This is a genomic window from Bradyrhizobium sp. 14AA, assembly GCF_054185205.1.
The window spans coordinates 415,932-434,923 of record NZ_JAVAYM010000003.1; the positions used below are offsets into that span (position 1 = coordinate 415,932).

An 18,992-nucleotide genomic window follows, 5' to 3' on the forward strand; every position below is an offset into this window, starting at 1 on the left:
CAGCGCGCCATTCGTAGCGACTATCACTTCATTGCGCGCGTGTGGCGCGGGTGCCCCGCGCAAGCATTGCCGACGCCGGGTTGTTTCCCGATCGCGTGCTATTCGTGGGCGAGAAGGTCAAATCCATGCGGCGGTGAGCCGGATCATGGAGACGCCGCAAAAGAACGGCAGATCCAGCTCTTGACGGTCCGAATGTTCTTCTGGCCCCTGCGTTGGATGATGTTCAACATCAGCCAAAGTTACGGCGGTTTGGAACGTCACGGGCGCGACTTGCGACAAACCGGTCGTGGACCGCCGCAACCGGCCGCTTGTGTGAGCGAAATCGAATTGCGATGTGATTTCTATTGGGCGACGTGGCCCATACCGCCGCTCGCGAATGACGCCGGCCACACCTGAGCATAAAAGGCCCGCACGGCGGAGCCCCCGTGCGGGCCTTCCTGGAATCGGTCAATCTGGTTACATCCGCCAGTCTAGACCGATCCAAGCTCGCTACCATGTAAGGCTCGCAAAGCTGGAAGTTGCAAGCGGCTTGGGAGTTCAACGGTTTTATGTGCTTGAAACCGAGAGAGTAGCTGAGGACGGGCGGCGATTTAGCCGGCCGCCTGACAATGCATGTCTAGGTTATGAGTCGTATGGGATGAAGGAGATGAATGGGCTCCCGTGACAGGCGCAGATCGAGCGGATAAGTGAGAAGAGAGCGCCCCAGCATCGCAAACGGGGCCTCCGTCTCGATGGTCGGTGTTTGCGTGACCGAGCACTTCGGCGGAGGCGTCTCGTTCGGGACCTACAGTCGATCGTCACCTGCCGTGTGCCTCGAAGCGCTTGGCCTTGTGGTTCCGCGTTCGGATGGGGCGTTTGGCCGAGCGCTCCGTGCTCTAACGGTGTCGCCGCGATGTGCTTGACCGTCGTCATGTGAATACTCCCTCAAGCTAGACACGCGCCTGTCACTTCGGTTGCGCGATACGCAATGCAAATCGCTTGCCGAAGGCAATGTGGTGCTTGAACGGCGAATCCAAAAAGGGTGGGCAGGTGTCGCAACGCCTCACAAGCCCTCCGTCAGCAACTCTGCAGCGTACCCTGCGGTAACCGAGGCGAGATTGAGAAGCGTACGCATTGCGACATGCGAGGAGAATTTGCACGGCCGCCTCTTGTCTGAGAGGGGTTATGACTTTCAGACTCTAACCCTCAGACAAGATGCGTTCCGATGGCTCAGGTCAGCCCTGTCCTCCGACGCAGGATCGAGGACATGACCGTCCGCAATTTGCCGCCGACAAGGCGGCGCCAATCAGGGTGCCTAAGGGCCGTCTAGACGCCAAGACGTGCTCACTCAGAGCTTGTAACAACCGCGTTAGGTGCACTCGCAGGAACGCCTTGCGCGCCAGTCAACTACTAACCTTAGCAATTGATTGTTTTGGCGCACACATGGCAATCGTGGGGCATGACGCTGCGCATGTCACGCGTCCAGGGAATCGGAATGCAATTGAGATCTGTGCGCGCGAACGAACTCGATGGACATGTTGAGTGGTCGTCTGCAACTTCAAGGTCTACTCCAAGCGCGATCACTTCTTTATCACGGAAGGCCATGACGGACGGTTGGTCGCGATCGCCGAGCAGGCGCGCGACGCCCCGCTTTCCGACGACTGCGATCCCTCAAAGGAGAAGTCTTCTCGCGAGCGGGGTGCTATGGAGGAGAAAAGGCCGAAGACGTATGGTGGAAGAGGCGGGGCGTTCCCGGTCGTCTCGGAATGCCAGGCTTCCAGGTCCGACCAACTTGGGCTGTTGGCATCGAGCGTCTCGCTCGGCCGAGGGGGGCGGGCCGACCAGCGGTGATCCGTCGCGCCTTTGCGACGCTGCGGGTAATTCAGATAGAGCCGGCTTGCGCGGTGAGAATGGCCAGATTGCGCTATGACCGCTCCAGCTGATAAACCTCCTACCGCGATGCGGGTCGTGTTGCCCTTCGTGTTCCGGCATTGGCTGAAGCAGCCGGGACGTACCCTTGTCGTGGCCGGCGGCCTACTAGGTGCGACCCTCGCCGATCTTTTCATGCCGGTGTTCTCGGGGCACCTGATCGATGGGCTGACGCGCGGCCCGTCCGATCCCGACGCGCGCCATGCGACATTGGTCGCATTCGGCGCCATCGTTGCGCTGGGCGCAGCGTCGATGGTGCTGCGACTGATCGGCCTGCAGGTGATCGTGCCGTTCACGCTGAAGACCATGTCTGACGTGGCGCAGGATGCGTTCACCCGCGTGCAGCGCTTCTCGACCGATTGGCACGCCAACTCCTTTGCGGGCTCCACGGTGCGCAAGATCACCCGCGGCATGTGGGCGCTCGACCTGTTGAACCATACCATCCTGACGGCGCTGGCGCCTTCAGTGCTGGTGCTGATCGGATCGACAATCCTGCTCGGCGTGCATTGGGCTTCGCTCGGCCTCGTGGTCGCGCTCGGTGCGCTCGCCTATGTCACGATGACGGTGCTGTTCTCGACGCGCTTCATCGCGCCGGCCGCGCGCGTCTCCAACGCCTGGGACACCAAGGTAGGCGGCACGCTGGCGGACGCGCTGACCTGCAACGCCGTGGTGAAATCCTTCGGCGCCGAAGCGCGCGAGGATACGCGGCTCGCCCGCGTCATCAACCGCTGGAGCGTGCGGGTGCAGCGGACCTGGCTGCGCCACAATTGCGCCGCCCTGTCGCAGCTGTTGCTGCTGTTGTGCCTGCGCGGCTCGGTGATCGGCGGCTCGGTGCTGCTGTGGATGGCGGGGAACGCCACGCCAGGCGACGTCACCTATGTGCTGACCAGCTACTACGTCATCCACGCCTATTTGCGTGATGTCGGCATACATATCAACAACCTCCAGCGCTCGGTCAACGACATGGACGAGCTGGTGGCGATTCATGACGAGCCGATTGGCATCGCCGATGCTGCTGGCGCGCGGCCGATCGCGATCGAGCGCGGCGAGATCGTGTTCGACGACGTCACGTTCCACTATGGCGGCCATATCGCGCCGCTCTACGACGGGCTGTCGGTGACGATCCGCGCCGGCGAGCGGGTCGGTCTCGTCGGCCGCTCCGGCGCTGGCAAGACAACCTTCGCTAAGTTAGTGCAGCGGCTCTACGACGTCTCCGATGGTCGCGTTCTGATCGACGGCCAGGACATCGCGCTGGCCACACAGCAATCGCTGCGCAGCCAGATCGCGATCGTGCAGCAGGATCCGATCCTGCTCCACCGCTCGCTTACCGAGAACATCGCCTATGGCCGGCCGGGGGCCAGCCGGGAGGCGATCGAGCAGGCAGCGCGGTTCGCAAACGCGCACGACTTCATCCTGCGGCTGCCGAGGGGCTACGGCACGCTGGTTGGCGAGCGCGGCGTCAAGCTCTCGGGCGGCGAACGGCAGCGCGTGGCGCTGGCGCGCGCCTTCCTGGCGGACGCACCGGTGCTGATCCTGGACGAGGCAACCTCGAGCCTGGATTCGGAATCGGAGGCGCTGATCCAGCAGGCGATGGAGCGGCTGATGAAGGGTCGCACCTCGATCGTGATCGCACACCGCCTGTCGACGGTGCGCAGCCTCGATCGCATCCTGGTGTTTGATCGTGGCGGTATCGTCGAGCAGGGCACACATGTTGCCCTGACCAAGCGGCCCGGTGGCATCTATCGCGGGCTGTTCGAGAGGCAGGTCACCGACTTCGGCCATATTTCGGCGGCAGGCTAGCCGCCGGCATCATTGCATTTGAATCTCGATCGTTTGAGACGAGGTCGCTGGTTTGCTCAGCGGAACCTCAAACGCCGCGATGCTGTGGGGATTGTCTGTTCCAATTGAGCTTCGTGCAGCTCGCGCATCTCGCCAGAGGGACAGCTTTCGCGCTGGTTGTGAGCGTTAGTCCATCTGGTGTCCAGATCGGCGGTTTGATGATGAAAGCTCGTCGCCGGGATGGAAACCTGCGGGGATGGCGAAACTGCTGTCGAGGGATCTTCGCGAACGGGTGCTTGTCTATATTTGGAGCGGTGTTTCAGGTCGGGAGATGACGGAGCGTTTTGGCGTCAGCGCGGCGCGTGTAAGTCACTGGCGAACGCGCGAGCGGGAGCAAGGCGAAGTCCAGCCGCCAGAGCTCGGGGCGGTGATCGCTGGTCTCGCCGGATTGATGACACAGGCGAATTTCAAGGCAGCCCACTTGCATCAGGCAACCCATCACGGTCGGCGCTTGCCGGTTGTGGCTGCCTTCCACAAACGTCATCCGCAATGGATTAATAGGGTGAGCGGTCCAGATAAGTGTCGAATGCGGCAGCGACAGTGCGGAGCAAGAAGCGGTGTTCCTGCCTCACGCGGATCACGCCGCTTTCGATGTCCACGACCCCGTCCTCGGCAAGCATCGGCAAGCGTTCAGCCGAATCGAGCAGGGTAACCGGATCAAAATCAAAGGCCGCACAGATTGCCGGAACATCAGCCTCCAGGTCGCACATCAGCCGCTCGATGATCGCGGCCCGGACGCGGTCTTCGTTGCAGAGAGGATAGCCCTTTGACGTCGCCAGACGGCCAGCGCGGATGTGCCGCGTGTAGGAACCCGTTGCAACCTCGTTCAGGACATAGCCATGGCCGACACGGCCGATGGCCGAGGCACCGAGGCCGATAACGGTTTGACACGTATCAGCCGAGTACCCCAACGAGTTACGTCGCAAGCGACCGGTCTTCTGCGCCAGCGCGAGTTCGTCGTCCGGCAAGGCGAAATGGTCGAGTCCGATTTGGCGGTAGCCGGCAGCAACCAGCGTGTCGGCCACCGCGGCAGCCTGTTCGGCACGGGCAATCGTGTCCGGCAGCGCGGCCTCATCGATCAGGCGTTGATTTTTCTTGTAGGAGGGAACATGCGCGTAACCGGACACAGCAAGGCGGTCGGGGCGCATTGCCACCACAATCTCCGCGGTTCGGACGCAGGACTGCACCGTCTGATTTGGCAGACCATAGATGAGGTCGAAGTTGATGCGGGTTATTCCATTCCCGCGAAGATTTTCGATGGCACCCGCCGTCTCCGCTTCACTCTGGACCCGGTTGATGGCTTTTTGAACGACCGGATCGAAGCTCTGCACTCCCAGGCTTGCGCGGTTGACGCCGGCGGCTCCGAGGGTTTCGGCCATTTCGACCGTGAACGTGCGCGGGTCGATCTCGACGGCGACCGCAGCCCCTTCCCTGAAGCTGAAGCGGCGGCGCAGGACGTCCATCAGGGCCAAGAACTCGGCTGGCGGGATGAGGGTCGGGGTTCCGCCGCCGAAATGCACATCGCTTACGGGCAGCGCATCCGGCGCTTGCGCCGCGATCAGACGGGTTTCCTCATGCAGGACCGTGAGATAGTCGAGGATCGGCGCATCCCGGCCAGTGCTAGTCCTCGGAAAGCCGCAATACCAGCAGATCGACCGGCAAAACGGAACGTGGATATAGAGCGACACGGCCTCATCGGTCGGCAGGCGCCTCAGCCATTCCTCACAATCCTTGGGACCGACCGCTGCCGAGAACTCCGGTACTGTTGGATAGATGGTGTACCAAGGCAGGCGGGCATCGTAATGCCTTTTGAGGATTGATCTCTGCAACGTTACTGTCCCATGCTAGCTCGGCCCGCCCGCTGCGGGGCGGGTTTGTCGACACTGTCCAAAAGGCAAAGTGACGCGCTCCAGGCGGCTGGTGCGGCGGCGCGTCACGCGTGTCCCGACATCTCCGGTTGAACGACCAGGCCGAACCGCTGCGCCGCACCTCGAAGGACCGCACTTAGCGCCGCGTTGGCGATTGCCCGGCCGCGGTCGTCGATACCGGTCCATTGCGCCAGTACGCCGCGCGGGTCGATCTCGAGCAGCTTGACGCCGGAAGGAACCTCAGTCCCGTCACGGATGATGCCGCGCAAGACGCCATCGCGCGGCGCCATGACGGGCGCGCCGGAAAGATGGCCGAGCACGAGATCCTTGTCGACATGCGTTCCAATTGCGACTGACGTTCGCCAGGTGCCAACAAGGCTGGAATAAACGAAACGTTCGGCGCCGAGATCACCGAGCCGGCTCGCAATTCCGTCAGCCGCATGCGTCCAGCCGTCTCGCTGGACCAGGCCGATCCTGCCGGGCCGGGTTTCGATCGCGACATCGCAATTCGAGCTCTTGGAGAAGCCTGGGCCCAGACCTATGGTCAGTCCCGCGAGCCGCCGCAGGTCGGGCCTGATCTGGCGCTTCTGCAGACGCGCGTCGATCAGCACATCAATGCGGCGGATCGGAAGGAGGTCGACAAGACCGAGACGGGAGACGATGACCCGTCTTCGTCGGCTAGCGTCCCCGCGGATCGCCCTGAGCACCTGCATGGCGTCGTCGAGGCGTTCACCCACAATATCTTCGACCTGTGCCGTCCCGGCGAACAACGCGTCATGGAACGCCATCCTGCGCCGGATCACAGGCGGATCGGGATCATGCGACAGCACCACGCAAGTTCCGCCGCGCGCAAGATGGACGGCGATCGCAGACGCAATCTCATTGGTGCCGAGGATGATCGCGAACAGTCGATCCTGATGATCAGTTTCTAAAGACATTCAGACCTCAAATCGAAGTGTCCTCGCTTCTGCAAACGGTGCCGACAAAGCAGTTGCGCTGGATGATTGCGTCGAACCCTGAGCAAGAGCCGCGCCAATTGACAGATGCCTTGGCTCTCTTGCCGCGAACGATTGCAGGACCGTTCAGCATGAGTTCTGTCCCAAAGCAACGAACGGCTTGTTGCAGAGTCGCGAACCTGTTTGGAAACCCACATCGCGCAGAAAGCCGGAAGCATCCACGTCGGTTCTTGGTCCGAAAGCGTTCAGTGCGCTAGCCCCGTGGGTTTCATCTCGCGATCGTTGACGAGGACGACAGCCGCGGGCCATTGGTTGCCCTTGTAGGGTGCTGTGGGACTCTGTTCGTTGCACCGCAAGGGTGGGATAGCCGTCAATTTGAGTTCCAACGCAAGAAGTTCCTGGCCGCACCGGCATCTGTCCGATCGAGTCGCCGCGGATCGGCTTCGCGCGGCCGCCGCGTTGATCGCGTCGTAACGCAAGCGGCTCGCGCTCATCACTCCGATGGAAATGGACCGCGACATCTGCTGACGGCGCGACCTGTCGAGGAGGCCGCTTCGACGAGATCCAAAGTCAGCGCTCAAACCGGGCGGTTCTGGTTGCGGTTTTTCACGGGCCCCATCCGCTTCAGCCCGTCTTCGTAAGGGATCTCCTCATAGGAGGCATCGAGAGCCGTGGCTGCGTCGAGCAGGTAGTCCAGCTTGCCGCCTGCATCGAATTTCTTGAAGTCGTTCTTATCGAGCCCGGCCAGGTCCATCATCTCTTTCCAGACGGTCGATTCATCGCACGGGAGGATGTGGAAGGTGATGTCGCCGACCTTGGTCCGGTATTTCGCCAACAGATCTATATTGTTGCAGAACATGAAGTAGCGCCCGTCGGGCTTCAGCGCGCCGTCCAGAACGCTGCTGACGTCGGTCAGATAGGCCAATGAATGCAGATAGCCGGCCAGCACCGGGATTGTGCTTTCGCCCTCCTGCGCGACCGTCAAGACCTGCTCGATTGAATAATCCGGCGGCCGCTTCTCGTCCGCGAGCTGGGTCTGGAACTTCAACGCGATATCGCCACGAAAACCGAATCGGCCCGCCCTGGTCGTCTCGCCCTTGAGAACGGCATTGTGAAGTCGCCCCTCCTTGTCCAGCCGGCCGAACGCGGTGTTCTCGATTGCAGTCATGAAAATCGTCCTCGATCTAAGCTCATCACCGGCCCTCGACCGGCGCAGCACGGAAATGCAAATTGCTTGCCGACCCATGCACCGCATTTCATCTGTGTAAACGCCTGAAGAAACGCGCAAGCGCGCTTAAATCCGAAATAGCCGCGTCGGGAAGCCGACACGAGTCGCAAAGCCAACAGGCGAGAGTTGAAAAACGGAAGCCTTATCAGGCGCGTGTGCGCTGGCATGCGAATTGCCAACTTGCAGTCAGCCGAGCCACGCGAGGTGAAAGAGTGAGCATGATCAAATTGACAGATAACGCACTGAATGCGGTCAGGGGGGTGATTTCAACATCGGGAGCAAGCGGCTTGCGCATCACGGTTGAGTCCGGCGGCTGTGCCGGGTTCAAATACATCATGGGCTTGGCCAATGAGACGACGTCGGACGATACCGTGATCGAGCGCGACGGGGTCAAGTTGTTCGTCGACAACGACAGCCACAAATATCTCGCCGGCACCACCATCGATTTCGTGCTGGCGCAGGAGGGCTCCGGATTCACCTTCGACAACCCGAACGCCAACGCGGGCTGCTCGTGCGGCAAATCCTTCGGCTGACGAAAGAGGTCGCAAGCATGCTGGCCGAATCCAAGCATCTGAAACAACTGCCGGCCGCCGAGATGGACCGGGAGCAAGTGATTCGCGCTGTGATCGAGGAGATCCGCCCCAATCTGAAACGCGACGGTGGTGACTGTCAGCTGGTTGCGATCGACGGGACCAAGATCATCGTCAAGCTGACCGGGGCCTGCGTGCTCTGCAAGCTGTCAGCTGCGACGCTGGAGGGCATTCAGGCGCGGCTGATCGAAAAGCTCGGCGAATTCGTTCGCCTGATCCCGGTTGCCGGTGCGCCTACGGCGCCATATTGAGCAGGGTTTCAGTGGCTATTTATCTCGACAACAATGCGACGACCCGAACGGATCCGTCGGTCGTGCAGGCCATGTTGCCGTTTTTCGCCGAGCGGTTCGGCAATGCCTCCTCAGCCCATGCCTTTGGCAGGCAGGTCGCGGGCGCCATGCGGCAGGCACGCCGCAGCGTGCAGGCGCTAGTAGGGGCTGCCCATGATGACGAGATCGTCTTTACTTCCGGCGGGACGGAATCCAACAATGCCGCCATTCTCTCAGCGCTGGCGACGCAGGAGGGCCGGGACGAGATCGTCACCACCTCGGTCGAGCATCAGGCGATCCTGGCGCTGGTCGAACAGGTGGCCCAAAGCGGGGCCAAGGTTCATCTGATCGCAGTGGATTCGCGCGGCCGGCTCGACCTTGAGGCTTTTCGGTCGGCGCTTGGACCACGTACGGCGATTGCATCGGTGATGTGGGCCAACAACGAGACCGGCACCATCTTCCCGGTGGAACGTCTGGCCGGATGGGCGCGCGCCTCCGGCGCGCTGTTTCATACCGATGCCGTGCAGGCGGTCGGCAGGGTGCCCATTGACCTAAAGGCCAGCGTTATCGACATGCTGTCGCTGTCCGGGCACAAGCTGCATGGACCCAAGGGGATCGGCGCGCTTTACTTACGCAAAGGCACGACATTCAGGCCGCTGATCCGGGGCGGAGGACAAGAACGCCGGCGCCGCGGCGGAACCGAGAACATCCCCGGCATCGTCGGTCTCGGAAAAGCGGCAGAGCTTGCTGCAGAGCGGCTCGACCGGGCGCGCGTTCGTGTTGCTGCGCTGCGCGATCGTCTGGAGCAGTCGATCCTGCAGAATGGCCACTGCGCAGTCCTTGGCGACCACTGTAACCGGCTGCCGAACACAACCAATATCGCCTTCGAGGGCCTCGAAGGGGAAGCGATCGTCCATCACCTCAATCGCGCCGGCATTGCCGCGTCGCTCGGGTCGGCTTGTAGCTCAGGCGCGATGGAGCCATCGCATGTGCTGCGCGCCATGCATGTGCCGGCGAGCAGCCTGCCCGGCGCGGTCCGCTTTTCGCTGTCCCATGAAACCACCGCTGAAGAAATCGACCAGGTCGTGCGTACGCTGTCCGACATCCTGGTCCGTCTGCGTTGCATGTCCCGAGAGCTCGCCCCGCTAGCAATCCGTAATTCCTGGAGTTGATCTCATGAAAGTCATGATCCGCCGCTCTCCCGAGGCGGGCCTGTCGATTTATGTGCCCAAGAAGGATCTTGAAGAGCGGATCGTCGAATCCGAGCACGAGACACTGTGGGGCGGTTGGATCAGATTAGCGAATGGATGGGTGCTCGACCTGCCCGAGATGGCGAGCAATACGCCGCTGCCGATCACCGTCAATGCCAAAAGGATTGGCGGGGACGGCGATGAACGATGAGCGCAATGCCGCAAATCAACTGTCTCAAAGGGACGGATGCAGAGGCGCTACTCGCCAATGTTGCGGCCAGACTGCATGCCGGCAGCATTGTTCCCTATCTCGGGCCCGGGCTCGCCGAGTTGTCCAAGCCTGACGTGCCAGTGACACCTGATGCGCTAGCGATCTTCTTCGGCACCAAGGTCGCGCTGCCGCGCCGAGCTCGCGGCAATCCTTGGGCTGCAGCACAGCATATCGAGAGCAACAAGCATCGGTCCACCGTGACAGGGTTGATGGCTCTGGCGTTTACCGCACCGGTCGAGCCGACAGCCTTGCATCGTCATCTTGCGGCGTTACGCTTACCGATGATCGTCGATACCTGGTATGATGGCGCGATGCGCGCAGCACTTGGCAAGCGTCACGGATGGGGCGAAGTCCAGGGCATCACCCGTGCCGGCATCGGCGAGCTTCGCTGGTATCGTTTCTATGATGCTGACGGCAAAGAGGTCGATTCCCTGGCTGCCGGCGCCTGGACCACGGTCCTCTACAAGCCGCATGGTGGCGTGCTGCCGGCAAGAAACTTCCTGATCTCCGACGCCGATTATGTCGAGGTCCTGACCGAGATCGATATCCAGACGCCCATTCCGGAGATTGTCAAGCAGCGGCGGCTTGGACGGAGCTTTCTTTTCATCGGCTGTCGGTTCGACGATCAGCTGCTACGCATTTATGCGCGGCAGATCACGAAGCGCTCGGCAGACGTTCACTACGCACTTGTCGAACCCGATGCGCTCTCGCGCAATGAGCTGAGATTCCTGCTCGACCAGGGCTTGACCCCACTTGCGGTGGCGCTCCCGCGCGCCGTGGAGATCTTGCTGGCCAATTAGAGGCGCTGGCAAAGCGAAGCCCGCCCACCTCGGTCCAGCCGTGGTAGTCGTCCGATCACAGTGAAAGGCGCCGGTGCCGCTGAGCGGGAGCGCGTTGGTTGACAGGCGCGGCAATCGCTCCCTGCATCCCAACGTCTGTCGGATTTCCAACACGCCGCATGCTTGCTGTCGGCTGCGCAACAGGGCAGATCGCTCTCGCTAACAGATTGGTACAAATGAGAAAATCTGTCGCCTGCCGCGGTGGCATGCGAGTTGCTAACCCAAGTTCAGGGGCTCGCTCAGGAGTGGCTCCGGGAAGCCTGTTTGGCTTGGAGAAAGAACTCGACATGGACGCAGTGGAGCGCGGCAGCAGCGCTAAAAGTGCACGAGAAGGCGGCGGGACCATGCTGGCCGCCGAGCCTAAGAGCTGCGGCATCTCGGTTCGCCGCGGTAAAGCGAACTGCGGGGCACACGGGGGCCAAGACGATCTGCCGCCGGCGATCTGGGACAAGGTGAAGACGCACCCCTGCTACAGCGTCGAGGCGCATCACCACTACGCGCGCATGCATGTTGCGGTCGCGCCAGCTTGCAACATGCAGTGCAACTACTGCAATCGCAAATATGACTGCGCCAATGAATCGCGTCCGGGCGTGACCAGCGAGAAGCTCACCCCCGAGCAGGCAGCCAAAAAGGTGCTCGCGGTCGCCTCCCGCATTCCGCAGATGACCGTGCTTGGCATTGCCGGTCCCGGCGATCCCCTGGCCAATCCGGACAAGACGTTCAGGACCTTCGAGCTCGTGGCCAAAGCCGCACCCGACATCAAACTGTGTCTATCGACCAACGGGCTCGCCTTGCCCGATCACGTCGATACCATCGCCCGGCTGAACATCGAGCACGTCACCATCACAATCAATATGATCGATCCCGAGATCGGCGCTCAGATCTATCCGTGGATCTTCTATAACCACAAGCGATACAGCGGGCTCGAGGCGGCGAAAATCCTGACCAGGCGTCAGCTCAGTGGTCTCGAAATGCTCTCCGCGCGAGGCATTCTCTGCAAGGTCAATTCAGTCATGATCCCGGGCATCAACGAGCGGCATCTGGTTGAGGTCAACAAAGCCGTGAAGTCGCGTGGCGCTTTCCTGCACAACATCATGCCGTTGATCGCAGCCCCCGAGCACGGCACCATGTTCGGTCTCAAGGGCCAGCGCGTGCCGAAGACAAGCGAATTGAAGGCACTGCAGGACGCATGCGAAGGCGAGATGAACATGATGCGCCATTGCCGCCAATGCCGCGCCGACGCGGTCGGGCTGCTCGGCGAGGATCGAAGCGCGGAGTTTACGAAGGAGAAGATTGTGACCATGACCGTCAACTATGACCCTGAGGCGCGCAAAGCCATCCAGGCTGGAATCGAGGAGGAACGCCGCGACAGGATAATGCCATGGCAGGAGGAAGTGCAGGAGCTCGCAGGCGGGACAAGCGATATCAAAGTGCTGATCGCAGTCGCAACCAAGGGCGCTGGGCTCATCAATGAGCATTTTGGGCATGCCAACGAGTTCCAGGTGTATGAAGTATCGCAATCCGGCGCAAAATTCGTCGATCACCGCCGCGTCGATCACTACTGCCAGGGCGGGTATGGCGCGCAAGGCGACCTTGCGGCCATCATCCGCTCTATCAATGACTGCCATGCCGTGTTCGTCGCCAGGATCGGTGGTCGGCCGACGAGCGAACTCCACAAGGCTGGCATCGAGCCGGTCGATCAATACGCGCACGAGTTCATCGAGACGTCCGCGATCGCATGGTTCAGCTCTTATCTCAAGAAAGTGAAGAGCGGCGAGATCCAGCATGTCGACCGGGGTGACGGAGCGATCCGGCAGGACCCGATGATGTCGGTGGCGTGAAGAGGACATCGGATGCCGTTCAAGATCATTTCTTCGCAATGCACAGGCTGCTCCGCTTGTGAGACCGAATGTCCCAACGTGGCAATCTTCGAGAAGGGCGGAACGTTCGTGATTGACCCGAAAAAATGTACCGAATGCATCGGTCACTTCGAGGAGCCGCAATGTGTTGCGGTCTGTCCGGTCGACAAGACCTGCGTCATCGACACCTCATTGCCGCGATACCAGCCGCCGGCCTGAACGAGCGTAAGCGTCATGGAGTTCACGTTGACAGTAGCTGCAGAGAATCGCCGGCTTCATCCCGGCAATCGCGGCCACGGCGGCCGGCGAGCTCGCAGAATGCGGCCCGATCAAGTTCACGACGGAGTGATGCATGAGCAACATCGTCCGCGACAGTAACGTCATAGAGCTGGATGGACCGCCGGTCTTCAACCTTGGTGAAAAGGTGAAGGCCAATCGCACCGTCCGCAATGACGGGACCTACGCCGGCAAGGAGATCGGGGACATCCTGGCCAAGAAAGGCGAGGTCGGTTACGTCGTTTCCATCGGGACGTTCCTGCAGCAATTCTACGTCTACGGTGTCGAGTTTCTTCAAACCGGCAACCGCGTCGGAATGAAATGCAAGGAACTTGATCCGGTGGACGCGGGCTCTGAGCTCGACAGGCGGCCATTGCGGGAAGTGCCCCCATCATGATCGCGCCCCTTCATTCGACATCCGAATGGCGCCCGCGGCTCAAATCCGCCGGCGACCCATCAACGGCGGCTTGTTTCACGCCTGCGCGCCCTTGACGGCTCTTGTAGGCACTGGCGGCATCGGGGAGATCGTGCGCTTGAGAGCGAGCACGCAAGCGAACATAGGGACCTAATTTCCATAGTTTTGCCGGGCGGCCGGTCGGCTGTCCTGAAGCGCAACGAACGCGGTTTTAAGGGGGCTTTCACAATGAATGCTGCGGTCATGAAAAGGGCAGTCGTTGGCCTCAAAGCTCACCCGAACGAGGTCGATCGCAAGCGGATCGAATGCGCATTGGGCTCCCGCAGACGCTATCGTTATGTCTCACCCAGTGTGAAGCCGGTTAAGGGGGGATATCTCATCGAGAGCCCCTGCTGCTCACGCGACATCGACAAGGATGGCGGCGTGATCGATGTCGCGTTGATCCATCATGACGCCGTGTGCGGACTGTGGAAGATGTTTTGGAAAGACCATGCGCGAAGAATTTGGCAATTCCACAGCGTCCATCAGCGGCTGAGCGCAGCGACAGATGAGCTAAATGCCGATCTCGACCGGGTGTTCTGGCGGTAACGCTACTGTTTACGCACACAAACGATAAAGTCGGTCATGGCACTGGACGAAAACGAACTGATCGAACTTGAACAACTGATCACGGCGGCAGAAGGCCGCGCGAGCCCCTTGACCGAGCTGCGGCGCCGCTTTCCCCATCTCGCCCTGGTGCGATGCGATGCGTCTGATGTCACCGAGCCGCCCTTTCGCAGCTTTCCGCATTATGACCTGCACTTGATCGACCGGTCCGATCACTGCGTCCAGATCACAGCCGATCCGGCGCGGGCGATTGGCATTATCCTGGCGGCAAGGAGCCCTTCGCGGTGACTGGGGTTGCATTCGCAGACGTTCACGGCCCATTCGCGGTGCGGTCATAGCTGATCACCGTTGCCGCCGTGACGAGTTCCGGGAGGTGGAAAAGACCGCCGATGGCTGGGTGCGTTGCCGCTTTCGCACCGACGAGGATCGAATTCGTGGAAACGATGACTGGCGCGTCATCAACAGGGGCATACGCGCAGCTCTCTATGAGGAGCCCCTGGAACCAGATCGGGGCATCCGTCGGGAGCGGCCATGTGGGTCAGCTACTAATGTCTCGATCGCGATCTTCGCATCGGTTGTCGTGAAGAAGCCGCATGCGAACGCCCCGAGCCAGGCTCTCGATGATCGATCAGTGCCCGCTCATGCGTCGCTCTCGTGGGGACCGCAGTCAGCACGAGGTGGAATTCGGGCCAATCGACATCCCTGCGCGCGGACATCGGTCTCGGTTTCGATGTCGTGCTGCAGCGCGAACGGGAAGACCAACCGGTCATCACATCTTCATCAAGCGCGAACACCTGTCTTTGGTCTGTGGCGCTCAAGTTTCGACGCTGATCGGAGCATCATTTCTGAAAAGCGTACCGAGAGGCTCGACCGCAGTTGCATTTCAAACCATCCGCAGTTCCGTCTGGCGCACGAATGCGCCGCAATCAATCTATGTTTCGTCAAAATTGTGAGCGCTGTCAGATTACACACAGCCGCACAGCTGCTGTCAGGTTCGAAACATCCAGCGCGATGAGAAATCTCGCGAAGTTGTAGAGCATCATCAGAAGCTTAAACAGGCCGCCGGCGTTGGCACGGCAGTTGCTACTGCGATGCAGCAACACTGAGTAAGGGCTGAGTGCACGCCGACGCGCAAGACGAGCGATGCTCTCCTACCCTTGGACCCGTGTGCCCCGTTTCTGAAAGAGAAACAAGCTCGCGTGCAAAACAGCACGCAATCTTTGGCAAATCGGTTGATGGAGAGAGCAACATGGCTTCACTGAGACAAATCGCGTTCTACGGCAAGGGTGGTATCGGAAAGTCGACCACGTCCCAGAACACGCTGGCGGCGCTGGCGGAGATGGGTCACAAGATCCTGATCGTGGGCTGCGATCCCAAAGCGGACTCGACTCGCCTTATTCTGCACGCCAAGGCGCAGGATACGATCCTGAGTCTGGCTGCCGATGCCGGCAGCGTCGAGGACCTCGAACTCGAAGACGTGATGAAGATCGGCTACAAGGACATCCGCTGCGTCGAGTCGGGTGGGCCGGAGCCCGGGGTCGGCTGCGCAGGCCGCGGCGTCATCACCTCGATCAACTTCCTGGAGGAGAACGGCGCCTATGAGGACCGCGACTACGTTTCCTATGACGTCCTCGGCGACGTCGTCTGCGGCGGCTTTGCGATGCCGATCCGCGAGAACAAGGCGCAGGAAATCTACATCGTGATGTCCGGCGAGATGATGGCCATGTATGCCGCCAACAACATCTCCAAGGGCATTCTGAAATATGCGAGCTCCGGCGGCGTGCGGCTCGGTGGCCTCATCTGCAACGAGCGGCAGACCGACAAGGAGCTGGAGCTCGCGGAAGCGCTCGCCAAAAAGCTCGGCACTGAGCTGATTTATTTCGTGCCGCGCGACAACATCGTGCAGCATGCGGAGCTGCGGCGCATGACCGTGTTGGAATACGCGCCGGACTCCAAGCAGGCGGATCACTATCGCAACCTCGCGGGCAGGATCCACAACAATGGCGGCAAAGGCATCATCCCGACTCCGATCACCATGGACGAGCTCGAGGACATGCTGATGGAGCACGGCATCATGAAGGCCGTTGATGAGTCCATCGTCGGGAAAAGCGCTGCCGAACTTGCAGCATCGTAAAAGGACGCAGCGCGACAGCACCGGCCCTCCCAATCCAAAACGGAGGGCCGGCAGTCGGGCGAAAGGGCGGCTCCCAAGGGCCGACGCGGTGATGCAAACTTGACCAATGTGGAAAGGGTAGCGGACGCCCATGTTCGAAGAGCAGTTCTATCCTGTTATGGTTGTCGAGACGAATGATGGGAGCGTCCAGGGACGTGGCGCAATTGCCAGCTATCGCCTTCTGACCGGGATGCTCCCCGCAGATGCCGACACAAGCAATGACATCAGTTTCGACCGTCACGTGCTGGCGTCCATTCTGGCTGCCGGTGCGATGGAAGGTGGACTTTTGGCCGAGAAGGTCGGCCTGTCCAGTGATGAGCTGGCGGCGTTGCTCAAGCAACGCTTTCCATCGGTTCGGATCAAAGAGGAGTCGCCGCCGCGGGATGTCGAGCACGTCGGCAACGACGAGGTCACCATGGTGCGTGATCTCTTGCTCGCGCAACGATCGACGGAAGGGGACACCAGCCGTTGGCTGGCCGCGATGATCGCGCGCCGCGTCATGGAGCCGAATCATCTGTGGGCAGATCTCGGATTGCGCAATCGTGGTGAACTGTTGCGTCTCCTCAACCGCCATTTCGGGCCGCTCGCCAGGCGTAACGTCAACAACATGCGCTGGAAGCGTTTCTTTTATCGCAGGCTATGCGAGGACGAGGGGCTCATCTTGTGCACGACGCCGGTGTGCACAGAGTGCAAGGACTTCAACCACTGCTTTGGCGATGAAAGCGGTGAGAGCCGCATGGCCGAGCGCCGGCGTGACGTTCTGTTGGCGCAGGCCGCTCCGGTCGCGGGCGGCAACTGACCCGTATTCCCGCCTCCCGATAGATAGTTCTTTGGCGCAACTGCCGCCCGACGGTCGCGCAGCTGGCCGACGAGGTGCAGGTGACGCGGCCAAATCTGGTGCAGCGGATTACGGGCGAACCAGCGGGACGCTCTTCTGCTCAAGGCCAGCTTGCGCCCAAGCTGTAGCGGTCTGATGGGCTCAGTGCTTTGGCCGGCGCGGACAGAGAATGCGGCTGCGGCGATCTGTTCGGGCGAGGCTGCTCAACTCCGGCGTCCCGGCGCCGGCAGGCCTCCGTCCATAAGATTGTGGATCGGTCGTGCAAGCGGTCCTGCTGCGTTTGAATGAAGCCTGATGTCTCACAACCGTTTTCGACACCGATACCACCCAGCATCCGACACGTTGTTTACGGCGGCGACGTCCCTGTCACTATGACCGAAGCCAATCTCCTGACGCGATGTGCCTGGTTTAGCGAACCGATGAACCCTGACGCGTCGGTCTGACAGTCGATCCGCGCCGTAACCCGAACTGATCCAGGGCGCAGAATGGCGAGAGCTCAACTGGCGCGTCTGTTTTGCGACACCGTCGTTCTGGCGACATCCGAGCGCGGGCGAAAAATGATGGATCTTCAATAGTGTGGGACGCTGCGGGCGTGGCATGCGGTTTGCCAAAGCAGTCCTTGCCAAGCACAATCAGGAGGCTTCGTTGATTGACGCCAAAGCCATCGCTGCCAAGCCGGCATGGTCCGATTCGCTGTGGAACCAGCGGACCGTGCTCAATGACACCACGCTGCGCGATGGCGAGCAGGCGCCTGGTGTTGCGTTCACCACAGCTGAAAAGGTGGCCATCGCGCATGCGCTGGCGCGGGCCGGCATCACGGAGATCGAGGCGGGGACCCCCGCCATGGGCGATGATGAGATCGCGGCCATCCGCGCCATTGTCAAGGAGGGGCTGCCGCTCACTCCTATTGCGTGGTGCCGCATGCGTGAGGCCGATGTCGACTCGGCGATCGAGGCCAAGGTGTCGATGGTCAATGTTTCGATCCCGGCTTCAGACGTACAGATCGCGACCAAGCTGGGCGGGAATCGCGACCAGGCCTTGCAGCAGGTGAAGCGGGTAGTGGGTTACGCCCGCGAGCGAGGGCTTGATGTCGCCGTCGGAGGCGAGGACTCCTCCCGCGCCGATGTCGATTTTCTCATCAGTCTCGTCGCGACTGCGGAAGCCACAGGTGCGCGGCGGTTTCGGATTGCCGACACCCTCAGTGTGCTCGATCCGGATTCGGCCTATGCGCTGATCGCGCGCCTGCGCGCTACCACGGATATCGAGCTCGAATTTCACGGCCATGACGATCTCGGGCTCGCGACCGCCAACACGCTCGCTGCGATCAGGGGCGGCGCGAGCCACGCTTCCGTCACTGTCATCGGGTTAGGCGAACGGGCCGGCAATGCGCCACTCGAGGAAGTTGCGGTCGCACTCAAACAGCTCTACGGGCGTGACACCGGCATCGTGCTGCCGGAGCTCACAGACGTCGCCGCGCTGGTCGCGGCCGCGGCCACACGTGCGATTCCTCTCAACAAGGCAATCGTCGGGGAGCATGTGTTCACGCACGAATCCGGCATTCATGTCGATGGGCTGTTGAAGGACGAACGCACCTATCAAGCGCTCGATCCGCATTTGCTTGGCCGCTCCAACCGGATCGTGATCGGCAAGCATTCCGGGCTTTCGGCCATCACCACGCTGCTCGGCGAATTGCAACTCGCCGCCACCACCGAGCAGAGCAGACACATCCTGTCCCGAGTGCGAAAATACGCCATCGAGCACAAGCGGCTGGTCGCGCGCGAGATGGTGGCGGCGATCTGGCGCGATGTTTGCGAATGCTGTTCCGATCGCACGTGAATGAACTCTCGGGTTTCACTTGGCCCGCCAC

General features: G+C 61.2%; 19 protein-coding genes and 1 pseudogene. 16 read left to right on the forward strand and 4 right to left on the reverse strand.

All coding sequences use genetic code 11. From position 1 onward, the window contains the following. Positions 1-117: 117 nt before the first annotated feature. Entirely contained in the window at positions 118-261 is a 144-nt protein-coding gene (locus RAD15_RS09690) for a hypothetical protein (RefSeq protein WP_458176661.1), read from the reverse strand. Positions 262-1,521: 1,260 nt separating this feature from the next. On the opposite strand from RAD15_RS09690, the gene RAD15_RS09695 reads away from it, so the two are divergent. The 3 genes and pseudogenes from RAD15_RS09695 to RAD15_RS09705 form a co-directional block, all read left to right on the forward strand. Further along, the gene (locus tag RAD15_RS09695; RefSeq protein WP_458176663.1) at positions 1,522-1,830 is read left to right on the forward strand and encodes a hypothetical protein; all 309 of its coding nucleotides are present in this window, start codon (positions 1,522-1,524) and stop codon (positions 1,828-1,830) included. Positions 1,831-1,905: 75 nt separating this feature from the next. Beyond that, on the forward strand, positions 1,906-3,708 hold the full coding sequence (locus RAD15_RS09700; protein WP_458176665.1) for an ABC transporter ATP-binding protein: 1,803 nt from the start codon (positions 1,906-1,908) through the stop codon (positions 3,706-3,708). A 235-nt stretch (positions 3,709-3,943) separates the two neighbouring features. Next, positions 3,944-4,140: pseudogene (locus tag RAD15_RS09705) on the forward strand (helix-turn-helix domain-containing protein); the annotation flags it as partial. Between the two features lie 101 nt (positions 4,141-4,241). Here RAD15_RS09705 and hemN read toward each other — a convergent pair. The 3 genes from hemN to RAD15_RS09720 form a co-directional block, all read right to left on the reverse strand. Then, complete coding sequence (gene hemN, locus RAD15_RS09710; protein ID WP_458176667.1) at positions 4,242-5,576, reverse strand: oxygen-independent coproporphyrinogen III oxidase; 1,335 nt, start codon at positions 5,574-5,576, stop codon at positions 4,242-4,244. A 104-nt stretch (positions 5,577-5,680) separates the two neighbouring features. Further along, a complete protein-coding gene (locus RAD15_RS09715) occupies positions 5,681-6,553 on the reverse strand; it encodes a xanthine dehydrogenase (RefSeq protein ID WP_458176669.1) in 873 nt (290 codons plus the stop codon). 595 nt (positions 6,554-7,148) lie between these two features. Further along, on the reverse strand, positions 7,149-7,739 hold the full coding sequence (locus tag RAD15_RS09720) for a hypothetical protein (RefSeq protein WP_458176671.1): 591 nt from the start codon (positions 7,737-7,739) through the stop codon (positions 7,149-7,151). Between the two features lie 278 nt (positions 7,740-8,017). On the opposite strand from RAD15_RS09720, the gene RAD15_RS09725 reads away from it, so the two are divergent. The 13 genes from RAD15_RS09725 to nifV all read left to right on the forward strand — a co-directional run bounded on the left by RAD15_RS09725 (position 8,018) and on the right by nifV (position 18,961). Continuing rightward, positions 8,018-8,332: a HesB/IscA family protein gene (locus RAD15_RS09725; protein WP_426413930.1), complete on the forward strand. Its 315-nt coding sequence runs from the start codon at positions 8,018-8,020 to the stop codon at positions 8,330-8,332. 17 nt (positions 8,333-8,349) lie between these two features. Continuing rightward, positions 8,350-8,640 (forward strand): NifU family protein, encoded by a 291-nt coding sequence (locus RAD15_RS09730; RefSeq protein ID WP_458176673.1) that lies wholly within the window; start codon positions 8,350-8,352, stop codon positions 8,638-8,640. Then, the gene (gene nifS / locus RAD15_RS09735; protein WP_458176675.1) at positions 8,637-9,830 is read left to right on the forward strand and encodes a cysteine desulfurase NifS; all 1,194 of its coding nucleotides are present in this window, start codon (positions 8,637-8,639) and stop codon (positions 9,828-9,830) included. The genes RAD15_RS09730 and nifS overlap by 4 nt, the downstream gene beginning before the upstream one ends. Positions 9,831-9,834: 4 nt before the next feature. Continuing rightward, a complete protein-coding gene (gene nifT / locus RAD15_RS09740; protein ID WP_458176677.1) occupies positions 9,835-10,059 on the forward strand; it encodes a putative nitrogen fixation protein NifT in 225 nt (74 codons plus the stop codon). Continuing rightward, the gene (locus RAD15_RS09745; protein WP_458176679.1) at positions 10,056-10,919 is read left to right on the forward strand and encodes an SIR2 family NAD-dependent protein deacylase; all 864 of its coding nucleotides are present in this window, start codon (positions 10,056-10,058) and stop codon (positions 10,917-10,919) included. The genes nifT and RAD15_RS09745 overlap by 4 nt, the downstream gene beginning before the upstream one ends. Before the next feature lie 383 nt (positions 10,920-11,302). After that, positions 11,303-12,799, forward strand: a complete 1,497-nt coding sequence (nifB, locus tag RAD15_RS09750; protein ID WP_458176792.1) for a nitrogenase cofactor biosynthesis protein NifB — start codon at positions 11,303-11,305, stop codon at positions 12,797-12,799. 12 nt (positions 12,800-12,811) lie between these two features. Next, positions 12,812-13,036, forward strand: coding sequence for a 4Fe-4S binding protein (locus tag RAD15_RS09755; RefSeq protein ID WP_027545442.1), 225 nt, complete (start codon positions 12,812-12,814; stop codon positions 13,034-13,036). A gap of 133 nt (positions 13,037-13,169) precedes the next feature. After that, positions 13,170-13,490, forward strand: a complete 321-nt coding sequence (locus RAD15_RS09760) for a nitrogen fixation protein NifZ (RefSeq protein WP_458176681.1) — start codon at positions 13,170-13,172, stop codon at positions 13,488-13,490. Positions 13,491-13,736: 246 nt separating this feature from the next. Continuing rightward, positions 13,737-14,096, forward strand: coding sequence for a DUF3024 domain-containing protein (locus RAD15_RS09765; RefSeq protein ID WP_458176683.1), 360 nt, complete (start codon positions 13,737-13,739; stop codon positions 14,094-14,096). A gap of 36 nt (positions 14,097-14,132) precedes the next feature. Beyond that, positions 14,133-14,402 (forward strand): hypothetical protein, encoded by a 270-nt coding sequence (locus tag RAD15_RS09770; protein ID WP_458176687.1) that lies wholly within the window; start codon positions 14,133-14,135, stop codon positions 14,400-14,402. 961 nt (positions 14,403-15,363) lie between these two features. Further along, entirely contained in the window at positions 15,364-16,248 is an 885-nt protein-coding gene (nifH, locus tag RAD15_RS09775; RefSeq protein ID WP_458176689.1) for a nitrogenase iron protein, read from the forward strand. Between the two features lie 157 nt (positions 16,249-16,405). Continuing rightward, positions 16,406-17,086 (forward strand): nitrogen fixation protein NifQ, encoded by a 681-nt coding sequence (locus tag RAD15_RS09780; RefSeq protein WP_458176794.1) that lies wholly within the window; start codon positions 16,406-16,408, stop codon positions 17,084-17,086. Between the two features lie 684 nt (positions 17,087-17,770). Further along, positions 17,771-18,961 (forward strand): homocitrate synthase, encoded by a 1,191-nt coding sequence (gene nifV / locus RAD15_RS09785; RefSeq protein ID WP_458176691.1) that lies wholly within the window; start codon positions 17,771-17,773, stop codon positions 18,959-18,961. Positions 18,962-18,992: the final 31 nt, after the last annotated feature.

Coding starts and splice junctions, on each gene's coding strand:
- RAD15_RS09700 (WP_458176665.1), top strand. CDS start 1,906: ATGACCGCTCCAGCTGATAAACCTCCTACCGCGATGCGGGTCGTGTTG.
- RAD15_RS09715 (WP_458176669.1), bottom strand. CDS start 6,553: ATGTCTTTAGAAACTGATCATCAGGATCGACTGTTCGCGATCATCCTC.
- RAD15_RS09720 (WP_458176671.1), bottom strand. CDS start 7,739: ATGACTGCAATCGAGAACACCGCGTTCGGCCGGCTGGACAAGGAGGGG.
- RAD15_RS09725 (WP_426413930.1), top strand. CDS start 8,018: ATGATCAAATTGACAGATAACGCACTGAATGCGGTCAGGGGGGTGATT.
- RAD15_RS09730 (WP_458176673.1), top strand. CDS start 8,350: ATGCTGGCCGAATCCAAGCATCTGAAACAACTGCCGGCCGCCGAGATG.
- nifT (WP_458176677.1), top strand. CDS start 9,835: ATGAAAGTCATGATCCGCCGCTCTCCCGAGGCGGGCCTGTCGATTTAT.
- RAD15_RS09745 (WP_458176679.1), top strand. CDS start 10,056: ATGAGCGCAATGCCGCAAATCAACTGTCTCAAAGGGACGGATGCAGAG.
- nifB (WP_458176792.1), top strand. CDS start 11,303: ATGCTGGCCGCCGAGCCTAAGAGCTGCGGCATCTCGGTTCGCCGCGGT.
- RAD15_RS09755 (WP_027545442.1), top strand. CDS start 12,812: ATGCCGTTCAAGATCATTTCTTCGCAATGCACAGGCTGCTCCGCTTGT.
- RAD15_RS09760 (WP_458176681.1), top strand. CDS start 13,170: ATGAGCAACATCGTCCGCGACAGTAACGTCATAGAGCTGGATGGACCG.
- RAD15_RS09765 (WP_458176683.1), top strand. CDS start 13,737: ATGAATGCTGCGGTCATGAAAAGGGCAGTCGTTGGCCTCAAAGCTCAC.
- RAD15_RS09770 (WP_458176687.1), top strand. CDS start 14,133: ATGGCACTGGACGAAAACGAACTGATCGAACTTGAACAACTGATCACG.
- nifH (WP_458176689.1), top strand. CDS start 15,364: ATGGCTTCACTGAGACAAATCGCGTTCTACGGCAAGGGTGGTATCGGA.
- RAD15_RS09780 (WP_458176794.1), top strand. CDS start 16,406: ATGGTTGTCGAGACGAATGATGGGAGCGTCCAGGGACGTGGCGCAATT.